The following is an 18,475-nucleotide window of genomic DNA, read 5'->3' as shown; positions in this document are numbered from 1 at the left end:
TAGCCGCACGCGATCTGGCATTGCGGACTCTCACCGCCCCGCCCAGCAGCGACAGACACATCCGAGCGGGCACGTGCACCCCCGCCGCCCACAAAGTGATCGAGGGGCGACCAGCCGACGATCATCGTGCTCGACGTTCCCCGGGCAAACACCGTGTTCACCCCCGGCCGGGGCCGGTTACATCCCGGCCGCGAGCGCACGGCCGGGTACTCGCCGGCACCCGGCCACCCGCGCCACCGCCCCGACCGTGATGCCCTCGCGGGCCAGACGGTTCCGGCCGCCACCGCCCCACCAAGATCAACTTAAGCGGAGCGGTATTCGGGGAGGTCGGGCTGGTCCCGGTGGCCGCTATTAGGTCCGTTTAACGGCCGCCAGGACCAGCTCAGGCAATCGGGCTGGCCGTGTCGGGTCCGTTGTGACAGCCCTCAGGGCCAGCCGGGCGGCTCGGGGGAGCAGGGGCTGGCAACCATCGGTGCTCGCCCGGTCGACCTGGAGAGCGCCCGTCGTCGTGTCACGCCCGGTTCAGCACCGATGGACGGTGCGGCGCGTGGCGGTCCGGGGTGGTGCGGTGTCGCGCGGCCTCACGGGCGGGACTCGGCTCGTAGCCTGCGGACGTGCGCTCGGTATCCGTACCAAATGGGGGTTTATTTTGCGGTCAGTGTCGTCCGGTGTGCGGAGGCGACGCTCATCAGGTGGTCCAGGGCGTCCCGGGTGCGGATCAGGTCGTCGATGTGGGCCGACAACCGGTCGCGTTCCTCGCTCATCCGGTCCATCGCGGCGTCCGAGTTCTCCAGGCTCGGCGTGTCCACGCAGGGCAGCAGCTCGGCGATGGTCCGGCTGGACAGCCCGGCCGTGTACAGCCGCTGGATGAAGGTGACCCGCTCCACCTCCTGCTCGGTGTAGTGCCGCTGCCCGCTGGGGCTGCGCACGCTGACGAGCAGGCCCTGCTCCTCGTAGTACCGGACCGAGCGGACGCTGACCCCGGCCCGGGCCGCGAGATCTCCGATGCGCACGTCGCCTCCTGGGTGTGACCTGGCGCGCAAACCTTGCCTCTGACGTCAATGTCAGGTTTTAGCGTAGCCCCCTGATCCGAGGGACCTACGGAGGACCTGAGATGACCGAACTGTTCAGCGGTTTCCAGCTCGGCGGCCTGAGCCTGCCGAACCGCCTGGTGATGGCGCCGATGACCCGGGTACGCGCGGCAGCCGGCGGCCTGGCCACCCCCTCGATGGCCGGCTATTACGCGCAGCGGGCCACGGCCGGGCTGATCGTCAGCGAAGGGGTGCAGCCGAGCCTGATCGGGCAGTCCAACCCGGGCACCCCGGGGCTGCACACCGACGAGCAGGTCGCCTCGTGGCGGCCGGTGACCGCGGCGGTGCACACCAACGGCGGGCGGATCTTCGCGCAGCTGATGCACGGCGGCCGGGTGTCACATCCGGACACCACCGGGCACCAGCCGGTCGGGCCGTCGGCGGTCGCCGCGGTCGGGGACGTGTTCACGCCGACCGGGCCGCAGCCCGCGCCGGTGCCCCGAGCGCTGGCCCTGCCGGAGATCGCCGAACACGCGCTCTCCTATGCCGGCGCCGGCCGCCGGGCGATCGAGGCCGGGTTCGACGGGGTCGAGCTGCACGGGGCGAACGGGTACCTGATCTCGCAGTTCCTGTCGTCGAACGCGAACCTGCGCACCGACGGGTACGGCGGGTCGGTGACCGGGCGGATCCGGTTCGCCGTGGAGGCGGTCGAGGCCACCGTGGACGCGATCGGCGCCGGCCGGGTCGGGATCCGGCTGTCGCCCGGCGGCGGGTTCTGGGGTGTGCAGGAGGACGACGTCCCGGCGCTGTACGCCGCGCTGCTGCCGGAGCTGGCGCGGCTGCGCATCGCGTACGTACACCTGGAAGCGACAGCGGACCGGGAGGTGCTGACCACCTTGCGCCGCATCTGGCCCGGGGTTCTGATCATGAACCCGGTGCTGCCGATGGGGCCGAAGCAGACCGGGCGGGAGGAGGCCGAGGAGTGGCTGGGGCTCGGCGCCGAGCTGATCAGTTTCGGCCGGGGGTTCATCGCCAACCCTGATCTGGTGGAGCGGCTGCGGACCGGCGTCCCGCTGGCGCCGGTCGACGAGGCGACGTTCTATCAGGGCGGGGACGCGGGCTACCTCACCTACCCGGCGTATCAGTACGCCGGGTAGGTGATCAGCGAGCCGGCCGTCACGGGTTGGCGCGCTCCGCGGCGGAGACGGCGTTGCGGAACAGCATGGCGACGGTGGTCGGCCCGACCCCGCCGACCCGCGGCGTGATCGCCCCGGCCACCTCGGCGCACGACTCGTCCACGTCCGGCAGCAGACGCCGGCCCTCGTAGCGGACACCCGCGCCGATCACCACGGCGCCCGGCTTGACGTGTTCCGGCTGGATGATGCCGGGCACGCCGGCCGCGGCGATCAGGATCTCGGCGCGCTGCGTGTACCGCGGCCAGTCCTTCACCCCGGTGTGCACGACGGTGACGGCGGCGTTCGCGGTCGGGCGCTTCTGCGCGAGCAGCATCGCGAGCGGCCGGCCGAGCGTGGCGCCCCGACCGAGAATGACCACCTCACGACCGGAGATCTCGATGCCGTGGTGCGCCAGCAGTGCCTCGATGCCGGCCGGGGTGCAGGGCAGCGGGCCGGGCAGGCCGACCGCGAGCCGGCCCATGTTGAGCGGGTGCATCCCGTCGACGTCCTTGTCGGGGTCGAGGGTCTGCAGCGCGGCGTCATAGTCGAGGTGCGCCGGGATCGGGTACTGGATCAGCACGCCGTGCACGTTCTTGTCGTCGTTGAACCCGGCGATCACCTTGAGCAGGTCGGCCTGGCTGAGGTCGCCGCTGAGGTGCTCGTGCGGCGACTCGAAGCCCAGCTCGGCGGCCTGCTTCTGCTTGATCCGGATGTACCCGGCGCTGGCGTCGTCGTCGCCGACCAGAATGGTGGCCAGGCTGGGCCGGACACCGCGCTCCTTGAGGCGGGCGACCCGGTCCCGGACGTCGGCCAGCACGGCCTCGGCGACCGGTGCGCCGGGCAGGAGACGGGCGCCGGTGGTTTCGGTGGTCATGTCTGTCTGCTCCTGAAGCCGGGGAGCCCAGGCGGTCGACTCCCGTGACGAGCTCCCCGATGGTTGGACCATCCTCGTGCCGCCAGTCGCTGCTTGCCTCCCAGGATGCCGGACGTGGCCGCGCGCCGGCTCAGCGGGGGTCCGCCTCCAGGAATACCCGAAATATCACTCCAGACCGTTGCTCCGTCCCTGCCGGCTGCGGCTCCAGATTCGCCATTATTCGGTACGAATACGGAGCGCCCGCCCGCAGGCTACAAGCCAAGTCCCGCCCATGAGGCCCCGCGACACCGCCCACCCCCGGACCGCAGCGCGGCCCCCCGTCGTCGGCTGGTTCTCAGGGGTGTGTCAAGGCGGTCGAGGCACCCCTGGGCGCCAGCCGGTCACCCGGCACCGGGTCGCGCGGCGCGGTTCCCGGTCCCCGGCTGGTTCTGAGGGGTGTGTCGAGGCGGTCGAGGCACCCCTGGGCGCCAGCCGGTGTCCCGGCGCCGGATCGCGGCGCGGTGCCAGCTGGTCACGCGGTGGGTGGGGGCGTTTCCCGGGCGGGGGTGGTGGGGGTGGGGGTGTCGTCGTGGGGGTCGTCGTCGAAGGTGGACTCGTCGAAGGGGGACTGGCCGGCCAGGACGCGGTCGGCCTGGGCGCGGTCGATCTCGTGGGTCCACGTGCCGACCAGGACGGTCGCCACCGCGTTGCCGGCGAAGTTGGTCAGCGCGCGGGCCTCGGACATCAGCCGGTCGATGCCGACGATCATGCCGACGCCGGGTACCAGGTCGGGGCGGTGGCTCTGCAGGCCGCCGGCCAGAGTGGCCAGCCCGGCGCCGGTGACGCCGGCCGCGCCCTTGGACGCCACGATCATGAAGAGCAGCAGGCCGATCTGCTGGCCGACGGAGAGCGGCTGGTCCATGGCGTCCGCGATGAACAGCGACGCCATGGTCAGGTAGATCGCGGTGCCGTCCAGGTTGAACGAATACCCGGTGGGCACCACGATGCCGACCACCGGGCGGCTCACCCCGAGGTGACCCATCTTGGCGATCAGCCGGGGGAGTGCCGACTCGGACGACGAGGTGGACAGGATCAGCAGGAACTCCCGGGCCAGGTACCGCAGCAGCCTGAAGATCGACATCCCGGCGGCCAGCCGGAGCAGCAGCCCGAGCACCACGAACACGAAGATCGCGCAGGTGACGTAGAACCCGGCCATGATGGCGGCCAGGCTCTTCAGCGCGTCGAAACCGGTCGCGCCGACGAGGGCGGCCATCGCCCCGAACGCGCCGACCGGCGCCAGCCACATGATCATCGCGAGGATCTTGAAGACCACCCGCTGGATCAGCCCGATCGCCCGGATCACCGGCTCGCCGCGGTCGCCCAGCGACTGCACGGCGAACCCGACAAGCAGCGACACCAGCAGCGTCTGCAGCACCTGGGTGCTGGTCAGCGCGGAGACCAGGGTGTCCGGGATGATCCCGAGGACGAACGCGACGCCGCCCTCGGCCTGCTCGCTGACCTGCGCCGCGCCGGTCTTCGCGAGCTCCTCGCTGAGGTGCAGCCCGGCGCCGGGGTGCAGGATGTTGCCGACCACCAGGCCGATCGCCAGGGCCACCGTCGACATGATCAGGAAGTAGCCGAGCGCCAGCCCGCCGACCCGGCCGACCTGGGCGGCGCGCCGGATCGAGCCGACGCCGAGCACCAGGGTGCAGAAGATCACCGGGGCGATCATCATCCGGATCAGGTCGACGAACCCGGTGCCGAGCGGTTTGAGCTTCACCGCGACGTCGGGGAAGAGGAATCCGAGGGCGATGCCGAGAGCCATCGCGATGAGCACGGCGAGGTAGAGGAAGTGGCTGCGGTCGCGGCGCTGCGGAGCTTCGGCATCGACGGACATGCTTCAGTTTCGCACAGGCCTGTGATCTGTATCACCCCCATCATCCGGATCGGGGAATGTGGAGATGCTGTGGAGGACACCACCCTGGCCGTTCGCGCCAGGTCGCGTCCGGGCGTCACCCGGATAGACTCCGACCCTATGAGCGACTCCCCCTCGACCCCGGCCGGCCTGCTGACGACCATCACCTCTCCGGGTGACCTGAAGCGACTGTCCGCGGAGCAGTTGACCCTGCTCGCGGCCGAGATTCGAGACTTCCTCGTGGCGAAGGTGTCGCGGACCGGTGGCCACCTCGGGCCGAACCTCGGCGTGGTCGAGATGACCCTCGCCATGCACCGGGTCTTCGACTCGCCGAGCGACAAGATCCTCTTCGACACCGGCCATCAGGCGTACGTCCACAAGATCGTCACCGGTCGGCAGGCCGGCTTCGACGAGCTCCGCCAGCGGGGTGGCCTCACCGGGTACCCGAGCCAGGCGGAGAGCGAGCACGACCTGATCGAGAATTCGCACGCCTCCACCGCGCTCTCCTACGCCGACGGCCTGGCCAAGGCGTTCACGCTGCGCGGCGAGGACCGGCACGTGGTCGCGGTGGTCGGCGACGGCGCGCTGACCGGCGGCATGTGCTGGGAGGCGATCAACAACATCGCCGCCACGAAGAACAAGCTGGTCATCGTCGTCAACGACAACGGCCGGTCGTACGCGCCGACCATCGGCGGCCTGGCCGACCACCTCTCCACCCTGCGGCTCAACCCGGGGTACGAGAAGGTGCTCGACCTGGTCAAGAACGCGCTCGGCTCGACACCGCTGGTCGGCAAGCCGGTCTTCGAGGTGCTGCACGCGGTCAAGCGCGGCATCAAGGACGCGATCAGCCCGCAGCCGATGTTCGAGGACCTGGGCCTGAAGTACATCGGGCCGGTCGACGGCCACGACCAGCAGGCGATGGAGTCCGCGCTGCGCCGGGCCAAGGGCTTCAACGCGCCGGTGATCGTGCACGCGGTGACCGTCAAGGGTTATGGCTACCGCCCGGCCGAGCAGGACGAGGCGGACCGGTTCCACGGCCCGGGCGCGTTCGACCCGGAGACCGGCGCGCTGACCGCGAAGCCGTCGCTGAAGTGGACGAAGGTCTTCGCCGAGGAACTCGTCGCGATCGCCGACGAGCGTCCGGACGTGGTCGGCATCACCGCCGCGATGGCCGAGCCGACCGGTATCGCCGCGCTGGGCCAGAAGTACCCGGAGCGGACGTACGACGTCGGCATCGCCGAGCAGCACGCCGCGACGAGCGCCGCCGGTCTGGCGATGGGTGGTCTGCACCCGGTGGTCGCGGTCTACGCGACGTTCCTGAACCGCGCGTTCGACCAGGTCCTGCTGGACATCGCGATGCACAAGCTGCCCGTCACGTTTGTGCTCGACCGGGCCGGCATCACCGGTCCGGACGGCCCGAGCCACTACGGCATCTGGGACATGAGCGTCTTCGGGGTGGTCCCGGGCCTGCGGATCGCCGCGCCGCGGGACGCCGCCACCCTGCGCGAGGAGCTGCGCGAGGCGCTCGCGGTCGGCGACGGCCCGACCATCGTGCGGTTCCCGACCGGCGCGGTCGCCGCGGACACGCCGGCGCTGCGCCGGGTCGGCCCGGTGGACGTGCTGCGCGAGACCGAGGGCCGCAAGGACATCCTGCTGGTCGCGGTCGGTTCGTTCGCCGGCCTGGGGCTGGACGCCGCCGAGCGGCTCGCCGAGCAGGGGTACGCCGTGACCGTCGCCGACCCGCGCTGGGTCCGCCCGGTGCCGGCCGAGCTGGTCGAGCTGGCCGCCGGGCACCGCCTGGTGGTCACCCTGGAGGACGGCATCCGCACCGGTGGCGTCGGCGACGCGATCGCCGCCGCGCTGCGGGACGCGGCCGTGCCCGTGCCGCTGCGTGACTTCGGCGTGCCGGCCGGCTTCCACCCGCACGGCACCCGGGCCGAGATCCTCGCGTCGCTCGGGCTGACCGCGCAGGACATCGCCCGGGACGTGACCGAGTGGGTGTCGCGCCTCGACGCCGCCGACGAGGTGGCCGAGCCCGCCCTGTGACCGCCGGTCCGGGGTGGAGATGACCGATCGAGGACGCCCCGCATGATCGACGAGCGTTTCCGTTATTCAACCGTTACTTTTAACGGATGGGTGCGGAGACGTTCGTCGAGCCAGTCCTCATCGAGCTGGGCCTCGACCGGGGTGTCCCGGAGACCTACGAGCGGCCCCGGCGGTCCACCGCCCCGCCCTGGTTCGCCCCGGTCCTGCTCGTGGTGCTGCTGCTGGTCAGCTCGGGCGCCTCGGCCGCCCCGCCGAAGCCGCCGCTGACCACGCTGCTGCGGATCGCGATGAGCCCGTCCGACCCCTATCTGGTGACCGGCGGCCAGCTGCTCACCCAGACGTTCGGCCTGCTCACGGCGTATGACCTGGATTCCGGGGCGCTGCGCTGGCGTGCCGGGCAGCCGATCCCGGTCTACCGGCTGCGCACCGGCGGCGGGCTGCTGCTGATGCGGCCGTGGACCACCAGCGGCACCGAGCCCGGCACCACCGCGATCTCGGTGGCCACCGGGGCGCTGGAGTGGCGCAACGCCCGCTCCGTGATCACTTTCGCCGGCAGTGACGCGCTGCTGGCGGTGAGCACCCCGCGCAGCCTGTCCGGCACCGGCCGCCGGGTGCAGGGCGCTGTCGAGGTGCTCGACCCGGTCACCGGGATGGCCCGCTGGCAGCTCCGGGTGCCGTCGACCGGGGTGGTGCTGGGTGTGCCCGGCCCGGCCGACACCGGGTCCCGGCTGCTGCTGATCCGCGACGACCGGACGGCCGCCCTGTTCGACCTGACCGACGGCCGGCAGCTGGCCGGCCGGGAGCTGCCGTCGGCCAACTACGGCCCGGACAACCCGGTGGTGGCCGGTGGCCTGGTGGTGCTGCGGCACCCCGGCGCGTTCGGCATGGAGGTCTCCGCGTACGACCCGGTGACGCTGCGCCCGGTGTGGACCGAGCCGGCCGACGGCACCGTCGAGGTCCGCGCCTGCGGGCTGCTCGCGTGTTTCCTCGGCGAGCACGGCATCCGGGCCGTCGACCCGGCCACCGGCGACGAGCGCTGGACCCGGCCCGGGTGGCAGACCGTCGAGGAGCGCGGCACCACCCTGGTGGCGTACCCGACCGGCGACGACGCCACGGGACCGGCCGCGCTGGTGGACTCCGCGACCGGCCGGGTGCTGGCGGACCTGGCCGGGTGGCGGCCGGTCGCCGGGGCGAACCGGTCCGGTGGGCTGCTGGTCACCCGGGTGGTCCCGGCCGGCGCGCGTACCATGGTCGCGGTCGTCGACCAGGACCGTGGCCGGCTGCGCCCGATCGCCGAGCTGCCCGCCGGGACGAGCGACTGCGAGGCGGCACCCGATCGGCTGGTCTGCCGATCCGCGTCCGGCGAGCTGGTGGTGTGGGCGTATGACGAGGCGGCCGGCGTGAGCTGATCGTCGGCTGACGTAGGCGTACGGAAAAAAGGGTGTGTCGTGACGCTGATCGAGCTGGACCGCGACGCCCCGCTCGAGCCGCCGCCCACCTCGCGCCGACCGCTCGCGGCCGATCGCCGGACCGCCCTGGTGGTGGCGCTGATCCTGCTCGCCGCCCTGGGCGGCGCGGCGCCGGCCTCCGGGATCCGGTGGCGCTACCTCGGCGTGATCACCCCGGCGGCGGCACCGGACGGCCCGATCACGCTGGCCGGCGGGCAGGTCTACACGGTCGACACCACCGGGGCCGAGCCGTCGGTGACCGCCTGGCGCCCGGCCCGCCCGCCGGTCCGGCTGTGGACCACCCGGGTGCCGGTCGGTGGTGAGCCGGGCGTGATCCCGGTCGCCTCGGTGACCGTGCGGCAGGCCGGTGAGGTGGCGTTGCTGACCGCCGGCGCCGCCACCACCGCGGTGGACGCCGCGACCGGCCAGGTCCGCTGGTCCGCGCCGGTCACGGTGGGTGTGCTGGACGGCAGCGGCGCCGGCGTCACCGTCGACCGGGTGTTCCGCCCCGGCACCGAGTACGACCAGGAGTCCGGCGACCCGGGCCCGCTCTACTTCTCCGCCTCCGGCGAGCCGCACACCGAGCCGCCGCTGCGCACCGACGTCCGCGGCCTCGACCTGGCCGACGGCCGGACCCTGTGGACGACGTCACCAGGTGGCGCGGTGACCGTCGACGTGGTGCCCGGCGACGACCCGGCCGTGCTGATCACCTCGTCCCAGCGGCTCACCCTGGTCGCCGGGCGCACCGGCCGGCTGCTGCGCGAGGCCGAGCTGCCACAGCTGGCCGGGCACGGGCCGGCCAGTGGGTCGCTGATCGGCGACGTCGCCCTGATCAGCTATCAGGAGCCCGGCCGGCAGGTCGCGTTCGAGGCACGCACCCTGCGGCGGCTGTGGGAGCGCGACGTGCCGGAGATGGTCGCCGACCCGGCCGACTGCCAGGGGGTGCTCTGCGATGGCGGGCACGGTGACCTGCGGGTTCTCGACCCGGGCACCGGTCTGGCCCGGTGGCGGGTGCAGGAGGACGTCGACCTGGCGATCCGCGCCGGGTACGTGCTGGAGACCGACGCGGCCACCGGCGAACCGGTCCGGCTGACCGACCCGCACACCGGGGCGACCCGGGTGGACCTGGCCGGCTGGACCGGTGAGGTGGCCGGGTCGGCGGGCCAGCCGCTGGTGCTGCGGCGCCGGGAGGGGCGCGGCGCGCAGGCGTTCGCCACGGTGGTGCCCGGGCACGCCGAGATCCGCCGGCTCGGTGTGGCCGGTACCGGGCTCGGCGACTGCGACGCGGACGGGCGGTTCCTGGTCTGCCGGGCCGCCGACGGGCTGCGGATCTGGGCGTACCGGAGCTGACCACCTGTCGCGCGCGATGGGTAGCCTGCAGCTACACCCGGTCAGGGTGTTGACGTCAGGAGTCTGCGGTGCGCGTGCTGGTGGTGGAGGACGAGCGGACGATGGCCGACGCGATCGCCCGCGGACTGCGGCGGCACGGGATGGCCGTCGACGTCGCGTACGACGGTCTGCAGGGCCACGAGATGGCCTACGTGACCCGGTACGACGTGGTGGTCCTGGACCGTGACCTGCCCGGCATGCACGGCGACGAGATCTGCGCCGCCCTCGTCGAGTCCGGCGCGCTGACCCGGGTGCTGATGCTGACCGCCAGCGGTTCGGTCGCCGACCGGGTGGAGGGCCTGCAGCTCGGTGCGGACGACTACCTGCCCAAGCCGTTCGCCTTCGACGAGCTGGTGGCCCGGGTGCAGGCGCTGGGCCGGCGGGCCACGCCGCCCGCCCCGCCGGTGTTCAGCGTCGGCAACCTGGTCCTCGACCCGGCCCGCCGGGCGGTGACCCGGGGCGGTGTGCCGGTCGACCTGACCAACAAGGAGTTCGGCGTGCTGGAGGTGCTGCTCAAGGCGCGCGGCGCGGTGGTCTCCAGCGAGGAGCTGCTGGAACGGGTCTGGGACGCGAACACCGATCCGTTCACCACCACGGTCCGGGTGACCGTGATGACCCTGCGCAAGAAGCTCGGCGATCCGCCGCTGATCGAGACCGTGGTCGGCGCCGGTTACCGGGTGCCCGAACCGGTCGTGACCACGTGACCGTCTACCAGGGTCAGCAGAGCCACGGCCAGCTGAGCCGGCCCGCCGGTCTGCTGCGCCGGCTGACCCGGCCCACCCTGCGGCTGCGGCTGACCCTGCTGAACGGGATCCTGCTGGTCGCGGCGGGCGCGGTCCTGGTGGTGCTGGCCTGGCTGCTCGTCGACGAGTCGCTGCACCCGGCCGACGAGCTGCGCGCCGGTTCGGACGTGACGCTCAACGACGGCACGTTCCGGGAGGCCCGGGCCTGGCAGAACGAGATGATCGACCAGGCCTCCGACCAGCTGCTGATCAAGGGGTTGAGCGCGCTCGTCGCGATCGGCATCATCGGCATCGCCGGGGGATACCTGGTCACCCGGCGGGCGCTGCGGCCGCTGCACACCGTGACGCAGACCGCGCAGCGGCTCGGTGAGGAGACCCTGGACCAGCGGATCCGGTATTCCGGCGCCGACGACGAGGTGGCCGAGCTGGCCCGGACGTTCGATGCCATGCTGGACCGGCTGGCCGGCGCGTTCGAGTCGCAGAAACGGTTCGTGGCGAACGCGTCGCACGAGCTGCGGACCCCGCTCGCGGTGATGCGGACCGAGATCGACGTGACGCTCAGCGACCCCGAGGCGGACGTGGCGGAATACCGCCGGATGGCCCGGGTGGTGCGCGACGCCTCGAGCCGGGCGAACGGGCTCGTCGACGCGCTGCTGGTGCTGGCCCGTTCGGAGGCGCAGTCCGGCCGGCGGCTGGTTCGGAAGGTCCCGGGTGACCTGGCGGCCAGCGTCGCCAACGCGCTGTCCGCGGTGAAGCCCGAGGCCGACCGGATGAAGCTCGAGGTGAGCACGGAGCTGGCGGCCGCGCCGGTGGTCGGCGACCCGAGCCTGCTGGACCGGCTGGCCGGCAACCTGATCGAGAACGCGATCCGGTACAACCACCTGATGGGCCGGCTGTGGCTGCGTACCGAGTCGGTGGACGGGCAGGCCCGGCTGATCGTCGGGAACACCGGTCACGAGGTCGAGCAGTTCGAGGTGCCCGGGCTGTTCGAGCCGTTCCGGCGGGGTGGCTGGGAACGTACCGGCTCGCGCGGGTCCGGCTTGGGGCTGTCCATCGTGCGGGCGGTGTGCGACGCGCACGGCGGGACGGTCTCCGCGGTGGCCCTGCCCGACGGCGGGCTGGAGGTCACCGTGTCGCTGCCGGCCGCCGAGACCACGCCGGTGGTCGCCGCGACCGCCGCGGTGCCGAAAAGCCCCGCCCGGTGACCCGGACGGGGCTTCTGCGGACGAGCTGATCAGGCGCGGCGGACGTTCGCCGCGCCGTCCGGCAGGAACCGCTTGCCGGTGACCTGCTCCGCGATGCCGCTGCGGTCCAGGTACGGCGTGATCCCACCGAGGTGGAACGGGTACCCGGCGCCGAGGATCATGCACAGGTCGATGTCCTGCGCCTGCGCGACCACGCCCTCGTCGAGCATGATCCGGATCTCCTCGGCCAGCGCGGTGAGGGCCTTGACCCGGACCTCGTCGGCGGTCAGCGGAGCGTCGCCGGCGTCGAGCAGCTTCACGACCTCGACGTTGATCTCGTCGTCGACCAGCAGCGGCAGGCCGGCGTCGACGATCTTCTTGAGGTTGGGGCTGTCCACGTACCGGTCCGGGAACGCGGTGTGCAGCGTCTCGCCCACGTGGTACGCCACGGCCGGCCCGACGAGCTGCAGCAGCGCGATCGGGCGCATCGGCAGGCCCAGCGGGTCGAACGCCTCGTTCACCACGTCCAGCGGGGTGCCGGCGTCGATCGCCTTGAACACCTCGCTGGTGAAGCGGGTCAGCACCCGGTTGACCACGAACGCCGGGGCGTCCTTGACCAGCACCGAGGACTTCTTCAGCTCCTTGCCGACCGCGAACGCGGTGGCCAGCGTGGCGTCGTCGGTCTTCTCGCCCTTGATGATCTCGAGGAGCGGGAGGACCGCGACCGGGTTGAAGAAGTGGAAGCCGACGACCCGCTCGGGGTGCTCGAGGTCGGCGGCCATCTCGGTCAGCGAGAGCGAGCTGGTGTTCGTCGCCAGGATCGCCTCCGGCTTGACGATCTTCTCGAACTCGGCCCAGATCTGCTTCTTGAGCTCGAGGTTCTCGAAGACCGCCTCGATCACGAAGTCGGCGTCGGCGAAGACCGAACGGTCCACCGAGCCGCTGATCAGGCCGCGCAGCTTGGCCGCCGTGCCCTCGTCGAGCCGGCGCTTGGCGACCAGCTTGTCGATCTGCTCGGTGACGTAGCCGACGCCCTTGTCCACCCGGGCCTGGTCCAGGTCGGTGAGGACCACCGGGACCTGGAGGCGGCGCAGGAAGAGCAGGGCCAGCTGGGACGCCATCAGACCGGCGCCGACGATGCCGACCTTGGTGACCTTGCGGGCCAGCGAGGCGTCCGGGACGCCGACCGGGCGCTTGGCGCGGCGCTGGACCAGGTCGAACGCGTACAGGCTGGCGCGCGCCTCGTCACCCATGATCAGGCCGGCCAGGGCCTCGGTCTCGGCCGCGGTGCCGTCCTCGAACGACGCCTCCTTGGCCAGGGCGAGCAGCTCGAGGGCCTTGTTGGCCGACGGGACCGCGCCGTGCAGCTTCTCGTCCAGCTGGTTCTTGGCGAACCAGAGCACGCCGTCCCACATCTCCCGGTCGATCTCCGGGCGCTCGACCGTGACGTCGCCCTTGACGACGCCCGCGGCCCAGGCCAGCGAGTCCTCCAGGAAGTCGGCGGCCTGGAAGAGAGCGTCGGCGACGCCCAGCTCCTTGGCCTGCTTCGGGCGCAGCACCTTCTGGGTCAGCGGGTTCTGCAGGATGACCTGCGCCGCGCCGGCGATGCCGATCAGGTTCGGCAGCAGCTGGCTGCCGCCCCAGCCGGGCACCAGGCCGATCGCGACCTCGGGCAGGCCGAGCGCGGCCGCGCCGGTGGAGACGGTGCGGTAGTGGCAGTGCAGGGCGACCTCGAGGCCACCGCCGAGCGCCGCGCCGTTCACGAACGCGAACGTCGGGATGGTGCTGTTCTTCAGCCGGGCGAAGACCCGGTGACCCAGCTCGCCCAGCTCGGCGGCCTGCTCGTGCGAGGAGAGCAGCGGCATGCCGGTGATGTCCGCGCCGACGCAGAAGATGTACGGCTTGCCGGTGATCGCGATGAACGCCGGGTCGGCCGCGGTGGCCGCGGTGATCGCCTCGTCGAGCGACGTCAGCCCGGCCGGTCCGAAGCTGTTCGGCTTCTTGTGGTCGAAGCCGTTGTCCAGCGTGATCAGCGCGACCGGCTTGTCCAGGCCGGGGACCTTCACGGAGCGGACGAGAGCCTTGGTGACTACCTCATTGGGGTTCTCGATCACTTCGCGAAACCTTCCCAGTTGGGGTTCTCCCAGATCACGGTGCCACCCATGCCGATACCGATGCACATGGCGTTGATGCCGTACCGGACCTCGGGGTGCTCCGCGAAGTGCCGGGCCAGCTGCGTCATCAGGCGCACGCCGGAGGACGCGAGGGGGTGACCGATCGCGATCGCGCCGCCCCACGGGTTGACCCGCGGGTCGTCGTCGGCGATGCCGTAGTGGTCCAGCAGCGCCAGCACCTGCACCGCGAACGCCTCGTTCAGCTCGAACAGGCCGATGTCGTCGATGGTCAGGCCGGCCTTCTTCAGGGCCTTCTCGGTCGACGGGATCGGGCCGTAGCCCATGATCTCCGGCTCGACGCCGGCGTACGCGAACGAGACCATCCGCATCGCGACCGGCAGCCCCAGCTCGCGGGCGGTCGCCTCGTCGGCCAGCAGGGCGGCGGTGGCGCCGTCGTTCAGGCCGGCCGCGTTGCCCGCGGTGACCCGGCCGTGCGGGCGGAACGGGGTCTTCAGCGTGGCGAGCTTCTCCATCGAGGTCTCGCGCGGCGCCTCGTCCACGGTGGCCAGGCCCCAGCCCAGCTCGGCGCTGCGGGTCGCGACCGGGACCAGGTCGGGCTGCAGCTTGCCGTCGGCATACGCCTTGGCCGTCTTCAGCTGCGAGTTCAGCGCGAAGCGGTCGGTGCGCTCCTTGGTGATGGCCGGGAGCCGGTCGTGCAGGTTCTCCGCGGTCGAGCCCATCACCAGGGCGGACGGGTCGACCAGCTTCTCGGTCAGGATCCGCGGGTTCGGGTCGGCGCCCTCGCCCATCGGGTGCCGGCCCATGTGCTCGACGCCGCCGGCGACGGCGATGTCGTAGGCGCCCATGGCGATGCCGCCGGCGACGTTGGTCACCGCGGTCATCGCACCGGCGCACATCCGGTCGATGGCATAACCGGGCACCGTCTTGGGCAGGCCGGCCAGCAGGGCCGCGGTCCGGCCGATGGTCAGGCCCTGGTCACCGGTCTGCGTGGTGGCCGCGATCGCGACCTCGTCCACCCGCTCCGGCGGGAGTTGCGGGTTGCGCTTGACCAGCTCTCGGATGCAGCGGATCACCAGGTCGTCGGCGCGGGTCTCGGCATACATGCCGCCCGCCTTGCCGAACGGGGTGCGGACGCCGTCGACGAAGACGACCTCGCGTACTTCACGGGGCACAGCAAGCCTCCTTGCGGGCGTGAACCCTAAGCGTGTGAAGAATGCTACTCGCCGGTAACTAGTGGGTGCCAGGGCCTTGCCTAAACGTCACAGCTTTGTTTCCGGTGACGATCTTGAAGATTACAAAACCGCAGATCAAGAGCTTTTTGTCGTGCGTCCGCCGGGGTACAGATCGCCGCTCCCGCCGGGACCCGGGGCGACTCGCTGGCCGCTACGCGTCCAAAACACTCCCCACCCCGGGCGACGCCCGTGGGCGGTCGCGGTTAAACCATAAAACCCTCCGGCGGGCTCTGCCGGAGAACCCAGGGCCGGGCGTAGCGTCGATTCATGGGTAAGCCGCTCACCTGCCGGCTGGGCCGGCACCGATGGGTCCGCCGCGCCACCGAGGACGGCGGCACCTACAAGCAGTGCGTCCGCTGCGGCAAGGACCACGACGGTCTCCGCCCCCAGCCGGGCTCCAACCTCTCCCTCTGATCTGCAAAAACGCCGCCGATGACTTGACAACTGAGTTCCCGACGCCCGCGGGTTTTGCGGTCGGCGGGAACTCAGCTGCCAAAGTCATCGGCTCAAAAGGCGTTTTTGCCTGCGGAGCGAAGCGGAGCCAGCTAGCTCAGTTCCGGAGCGGGGAGCACCGTGGCGAGTTGGCCGGCGATCAGGCCTACCTGCCAGTTGCGGGCGCCGAAGCCGCGCAGCGTGTCGCTCACCGTCTGCGCGCTGATGTCGTCCGGCGGTGACCAGGCCAGCCGGCGGATGAAGTCCGGGCTGATCAGGTTCTCCGGGGGCAGCCGATGGGTCTCCGCGGTGCCCACCACGACCTGACGGCACCGGGCCAGCCGGGCCGCGGCGACCGGGTCACGTTCGGCCCAGCGGTGCGGCGGCGGCGGACCCTCCACCGGCACGTTCACCGGCAGCGCGTCGTCGGGCAGCGCCCGGGCCTGGTCCAGCGCGTCCAGCCAGATCTTGGCGAGCCGGCGCACCGAACGGCCACCGAACCCGGGGATGGCGAGCAGGGTGCGCTCGTCCTTCGGGTCGGCCTCGGCCGCGGCGACGATCGCCGAGTCGGGCAGCACCCGGCCGGGCGCCGAGTCACGGCGGGCGGCGATGCCGTCCCGGGCGTACCAGAGCGCGCGGACCCGGGACTGTGCCCGGGCGCCCCGCACCCGGTGGATGCCGGACGTGCGGCGCCACGGATCGGCGCGGACCCGCGGCGGCCGGTCGGCGCCGGCCACCAGCGCGGCGAACTCCTCCGCCGCCCAGGCCGCCTTGCCCTGCCGGTCCAGCTCCGCGGCGAGCAGGTCACGCAGGTCGGTGAGCAGTTCCACGTCCAGCGCGGCATAGGTCAGCCAGGAGTCCGGCAGCGGCCGGGTGGACCAGTCCGCCGCCGAGTGGTGTTTCTCCAGCGAGAAACCGAGCAGCTGCTCGGTGAGCGCGGCCAGCCCGACCCGTTCGAACCCGGCCAGCCGGGCGGCCAGCTCGGTGTCGAACAGCCGGCGCGGTTTCATCCCGAGCTCGGCCAGGCAGGGCAGGTCCTGGCTGGCGGCGTGCAGCACCCACTCGGTGTCGGCCAGAGCCGTGTCCAGGGTGCGCAGATCGTCGAGCGGGAGCGGGTCGATCAGCACGGTGCCGGCGCCGGCCCGGCGCAGCTGCACCAGGTAGGCCCGCTGGGTGTAGCGGTAGCCGGACGCGCGTTCGGCGTCCACGGCGACCGGCCCGGTGCCGGTGGACATGCGGGCGACGACCTCGGCCAGGTCGGTGGCGCTCTCCACGGGAGCCGGGGTGCCATCGCGGGGCGACGTCAGGGGAACTGCCTCGGAACCGCCAGAACTTGGGTCGGGCGGCACGGCGTGCGGTCCGTCCCCTGCTGACTCCGGCGCGTCCCGACGGCGCAGGGGTGCTTCGTCGGTCACTCCGTAACCGTACGGGGGTCACACCCCTGCTGTGCGCAGCCGGGTCCCGGCGCGCCGATTCTCGATCGACTTCTTAGGTTTCAACCATTGCGCGGTTTGCTCCGTATACCCGGGTGCCACGCCGACACCTTTGGGAGGCCGTGCCGGATGACCGCCACATACGAGCCCTTCACCCCTGCTGGTTCGCCAGAGCCCCGCCGGGGTCAGGATCGCTACACCGATCGTTACGACGACCGGTACGCGGATGACGGCCTGCGCCGCCCGGAGGACCCCTGGGCAGGGCAGCAGCAGCGTTCCTGGGAGGAGCCGGGCCCGGTCTGGGCGGAGACGAGCTTCGCCGAACCGCGCTGGGCCGAGCCGCAGACGCCGCCCTCCTCACCCGCTCCTGCCTACGCGGCGCCCGCCTCGCCGGCACCGGGTTACCCCGCGCCTTCCGCACCCGTGCCGGGCTACGCGGCGCCGGGCCCGGCGTCCTACCCGGCCCCCGGATACGCGACCACCGGTTACTCGAACCCGGGATACCCGCCGGCCGGATATCCGGCCGCGGCCTACGAGACGCCGATGGCGGCGCCCGAGCCCCGCGGCTCCCGGATGTCCGGGCTCGCCGTCGCCGGCCGCGCCAAGCCGCTGATCATGGTGCTGGTGTTGCTGCTGCTGGGCGTGACCGGCTGGCAGGCGTACCGGATCGAAACCATGATCAAGAGCAGCAACGACCTGGCCTCGGCGGTCGCCGGCGAGCAGGACCGCAGCGCGGAGCTGGAGAAGGCGCTCACCAACGTCTTCGACCCGGAGGGCATCTCGTCCGCGACGCTGCCCAGCGTCTTCCGGGTCCGGGCCGGTGACTTCACCGGCACCGCGTTCTCGGTCGGCACCAAGGCCGCCGACGGCACCGCGAACCTGTTCACCAACTTCCACGTCGTCGAGGAACTCTTCAAGACCGGCGCCCGCACCGTCACGCTGGAGCGCGGCTCGACCCGGATCTCCGCGACGATCATCAAGGTCAACCAGGCCAAGGACCTCGCGCTGCTCCGCGCCAAGCAGGAGATCAAGCCGATCGCCGTCGCTCCCGGCCAGGTCAAGCCGGGCCAGCAGGTGGTAGTGGTGGGCGCCCCGCTCGGCCTCGACGACACCGTCACCACCGGCGTGATCAGCGCGTTCCGCGAGGACGACAGCGACGGCCCGACGATCCAGTTCGACGCGCCGATCAACCCGGGCAACTCCGGCGGCCCGGTGGTCAACACGAGCAAGCAGGTGGTCGGCCTGGCCACCGCCAAGGCCCGCGACGCCGAGGGCATCGGCCTGGCCATCCCGATCGCCACCGCCTGCGCCACGTTCAACGTCTGCTGACCCCACCCAGCGTGTGAAGTTCGGGTGCGCTCCGCACCGCAACTTCACACGCTCGGTGGTGCCGGGCGCTGTGTGGGGACTTTGGGTGCGCTCCGCACCGTAACTTCACACGCTGGGTGGTGCCGGGTGC

At 72.1% G+C, this 18,475-nt stretch carries 14 protein-coding genes and 1 riboswitch; of the genes, 8 read left to right on the top strand and 6 right to left on the bottom strand.

What is annotated here, in order from left to right; all coding sequences use genetic code 11:
- Positions 1-644 precede the first annotated feature (644 nt).
- On the bottom strand, positions 645-1,013 hold the full coding sequence (locus Apa02nite_RS08840; RefSeq protein WP_203824615.1) for a MerR family transcriptional regulator: 369 nt from the start codon (positions 1,011-1,013) through the stop codon (positions 645-647).
- Between the two features lie 101 nt (positions 1,014-1,114).
- On the opposite strand from Apa02nite_RS08840, the gene Apa02nite_RS08835 reads away from it, so the two are divergent.
- Positions 1,115-2,188 carry an alkene reductase gene (locus tag Apa02nite_RS08835; protein ID WP_203824614.1) on the top strand — a complete coding sequence of 358 codons (1,074 nt, stop codon included), beginning with the start codon at positions 1,115-1,117 and terminating at the stop codon, positions 2,186-2,188.
- Positions 2,189-2,207: 19 nt separating this feature from the next.
- Here Apa02nite_RS08835 and Apa02nite_RS08830 read toward each other — a convergent pair whose 3' ends face one another.
- Both Apa02nite_RS08830 and Apa02nite_RS08825 read right to left on the bottom strand, forming a co-directional pair.
- Positions 2,208-3,080 carry a bifunctional 5,10-methylenetetrahydrofolate dehydrogenase/5,10-methenyltetrahydrofolate cyclohydrolase gene (locus tag Apa02nite_RS08830; protein WP_203824613.1) on the bottom strand — a complete coding sequence of 291 codons (873 nt, stop codon included), beginning with the start codon at positions 3,078-3,080 and terminating at the stop codon, positions 2,208-2,210.
- A gap of 18 nt (positions 3,081-3,098) precedes the next feature.
- Positions 3,099-3,180, bottom strand: a riboswitch (ZMP/ZTP riboswitch).
- Between the two features lie 411 nt (positions 3,181-3,591).
- Positions 3,592-4,956, bottom strand: a complete 1,365-nt coding sequence (locus tag Apa02nite_RS08825) for a cation:dicarboxylate symporter family transporter (RefSeq protein WP_203824612.1) — start codon at positions 4,954-4,956, stop codon at positions 3,592-3,594.
- A 138-nt stretch (positions 4,957-5,094) separates the two neighbouring features.
- Here Apa02nite_RS08825 and dxs point away from each other — a divergent pair, with 138 nt between their 5' ends.
- The 5 genes from dxs to Apa02nite_RS08800 all read left to right on the top strand — a co-directional run bounded on the left by dxs (position 5,095) and on the right by Apa02nite_RS08800 (position 11,805).
- The gene (gene dxs / locus Apa02nite_RS08820; protein ID WP_203824611.1) at positions 5,095-7,020 is read left to right on the top strand and encodes a 1-deoxy-D-xylulose-5-phosphate synthase; all 1,926 of its coding nucleotides are present in this window, start codon (positions 5,095-5,097) and stop codon (positions 7,018-7,020) included.
- An 86-nt stretch (positions 7,021-7,106) separates the two neighbouring features.
- Positions 7,107-8,429 (top strand): outer membrane protein assembly factor BamB family protein, encoded by a 1,323-nt coding sequence (locus Apa02nite_RS08815; RefSeq protein ID WP_203824610.1) that lies wholly within the window; start codon positions 7,107-7,109, stop codon positions 8,427-8,429.
- A gap of 39 nt (positions 8,430-8,468) precedes the next feature.
- Complete coding sequence (locus tag Apa02nite_RS08810) at positions 8,469-9,818, top strand: outer membrane protein assembly factor BamB family protein (RefSeq protein ID WP_203824609.1); 1,350 nt, start codon at positions 8,469-8,471, stop codon at positions 9,816-9,818.
- A gap of 68 nt (positions 9,819-9,886) precedes the next feature.
- Positions 9,887-10,561 (top strand): response regulator transcription factor, encoded by a 675-nt coding sequence (locus tag Apa02nite_RS08805; RefSeq protein ID WP_067689518.1) that lies wholly within the window; start codon positions 9,887-9,889, stop codon positions 10,559-10,561.
- 50 nt (positions 10,562-10,611) lie between these two features.
- Positions 10,612-11,805, top strand: a complete 1,194-nt coding sequence (locus Apa02nite_RS08800) for a sensor histidine kinase (protein WP_203824622.1) — start codon at positions 10,612-10,614, stop codon at positions 11,803-11,805.
- Positions 11,806-11,834: 29 nt separating this feature from the next.
- Here the strand turns inward: Apa02nite_RS08800 and Apa02nite_RS08795 are convergent, their stop codons facing one another.
- The gene (locus tag Apa02nite_RS08795; RefSeq protein WP_203824608.1) at positions 11,835-13,898 is read right to left on the bottom strand and encodes a 3-hydroxyacyl-CoA dehydrogenase NAD-binding domain-containing protein; all 2,064 of its coding nucleotides are present in this window, start codon (positions 13,896-13,898) and stop codon (positions 11,835-11,837) included.
- Positions 13,895-15,091: a thiolase family protein gene (locus Apa02nite_RS08790; RefSeq protein WP_203824607.1), complete on the bottom strand. Its 1,197-nt coding sequence runs from the start codon at positions 15,089-15,091 to the stop codon at positions 13,895-13,897. The genes Apa02nite_RS08795 and Apa02nite_RS08790 overlap by 4 nt, the downstream gene beginning before the upstream one ends.
- Positions 15,092-15,418: 327 nt before the next feature.
- Between Apa02nite_RS08790 and Apa02nite_RS08785 the strand changes: the two genes are divergently transcribed.
- Positions 15,419-15,565 (top strand): hypothetical protein, encoded by a 147-nt coding sequence (locus tag Apa02nite_RS08785; RefSeq protein ID WP_203824606.1) that lies wholly within the window; start codon positions 15,419-15,421, stop codon positions 15,563-15,565.
- 131 nt (positions 15,566-15,696) lie between these two features.
- On the opposite strand, the gene Apa02nite_RS08780 is transcribed toward Apa02nite_RS08785, so the two are convergent.
- Positions 15,697-16,998 carry an HRDC domain-containing protein gene (locus Apa02nite_RS08780; RefSeq protein ID WP_203824605.1) on the bottom strand — a complete coding sequence of 434 codons (1,302 nt, stop codon included), beginning with the start codon at positions 16,996-16,998 and terminating at the stop codon, positions 15,697-15,699.
- A 147-nt stretch (positions 16,999-17,145) separates the two neighbouring features.
- On the opposite strand from Apa02nite_RS08780, the gene Apa02nite_RS08775 reads away from it, so the two are divergent.
- Positions 17,146-18,345 carry a S1C family serine protease gene (locus Apa02nite_RS08775; RefSeq protein ID WP_203824604.1) on the top strand — a complete coding sequence of 400 codons (1,200 nt, stop codon included), beginning with the start codon at positions 17,146-17,148 and terminating at the stop codon, positions 18,343-18,345.
- The last annotated feature ends 130 nt before the right edge of the window (positions 18,346-18,475 follow it).

It is taken from the genome of Actinoplanes palleronii (assembly GCF_016862315.1).
In the GTDB taxonomy this organism is placed as follows: Bacteria; Actinomycetota; Actinomycetes; order Mycobacteriales; family Micromonosporaceae; genus Actinoplanes; species Actinoplanes palleronii.
Note: the sequence above shows the minus strand (reverse complement) of the source record. Positions and strands in the feature narration are given on the sequence as shown.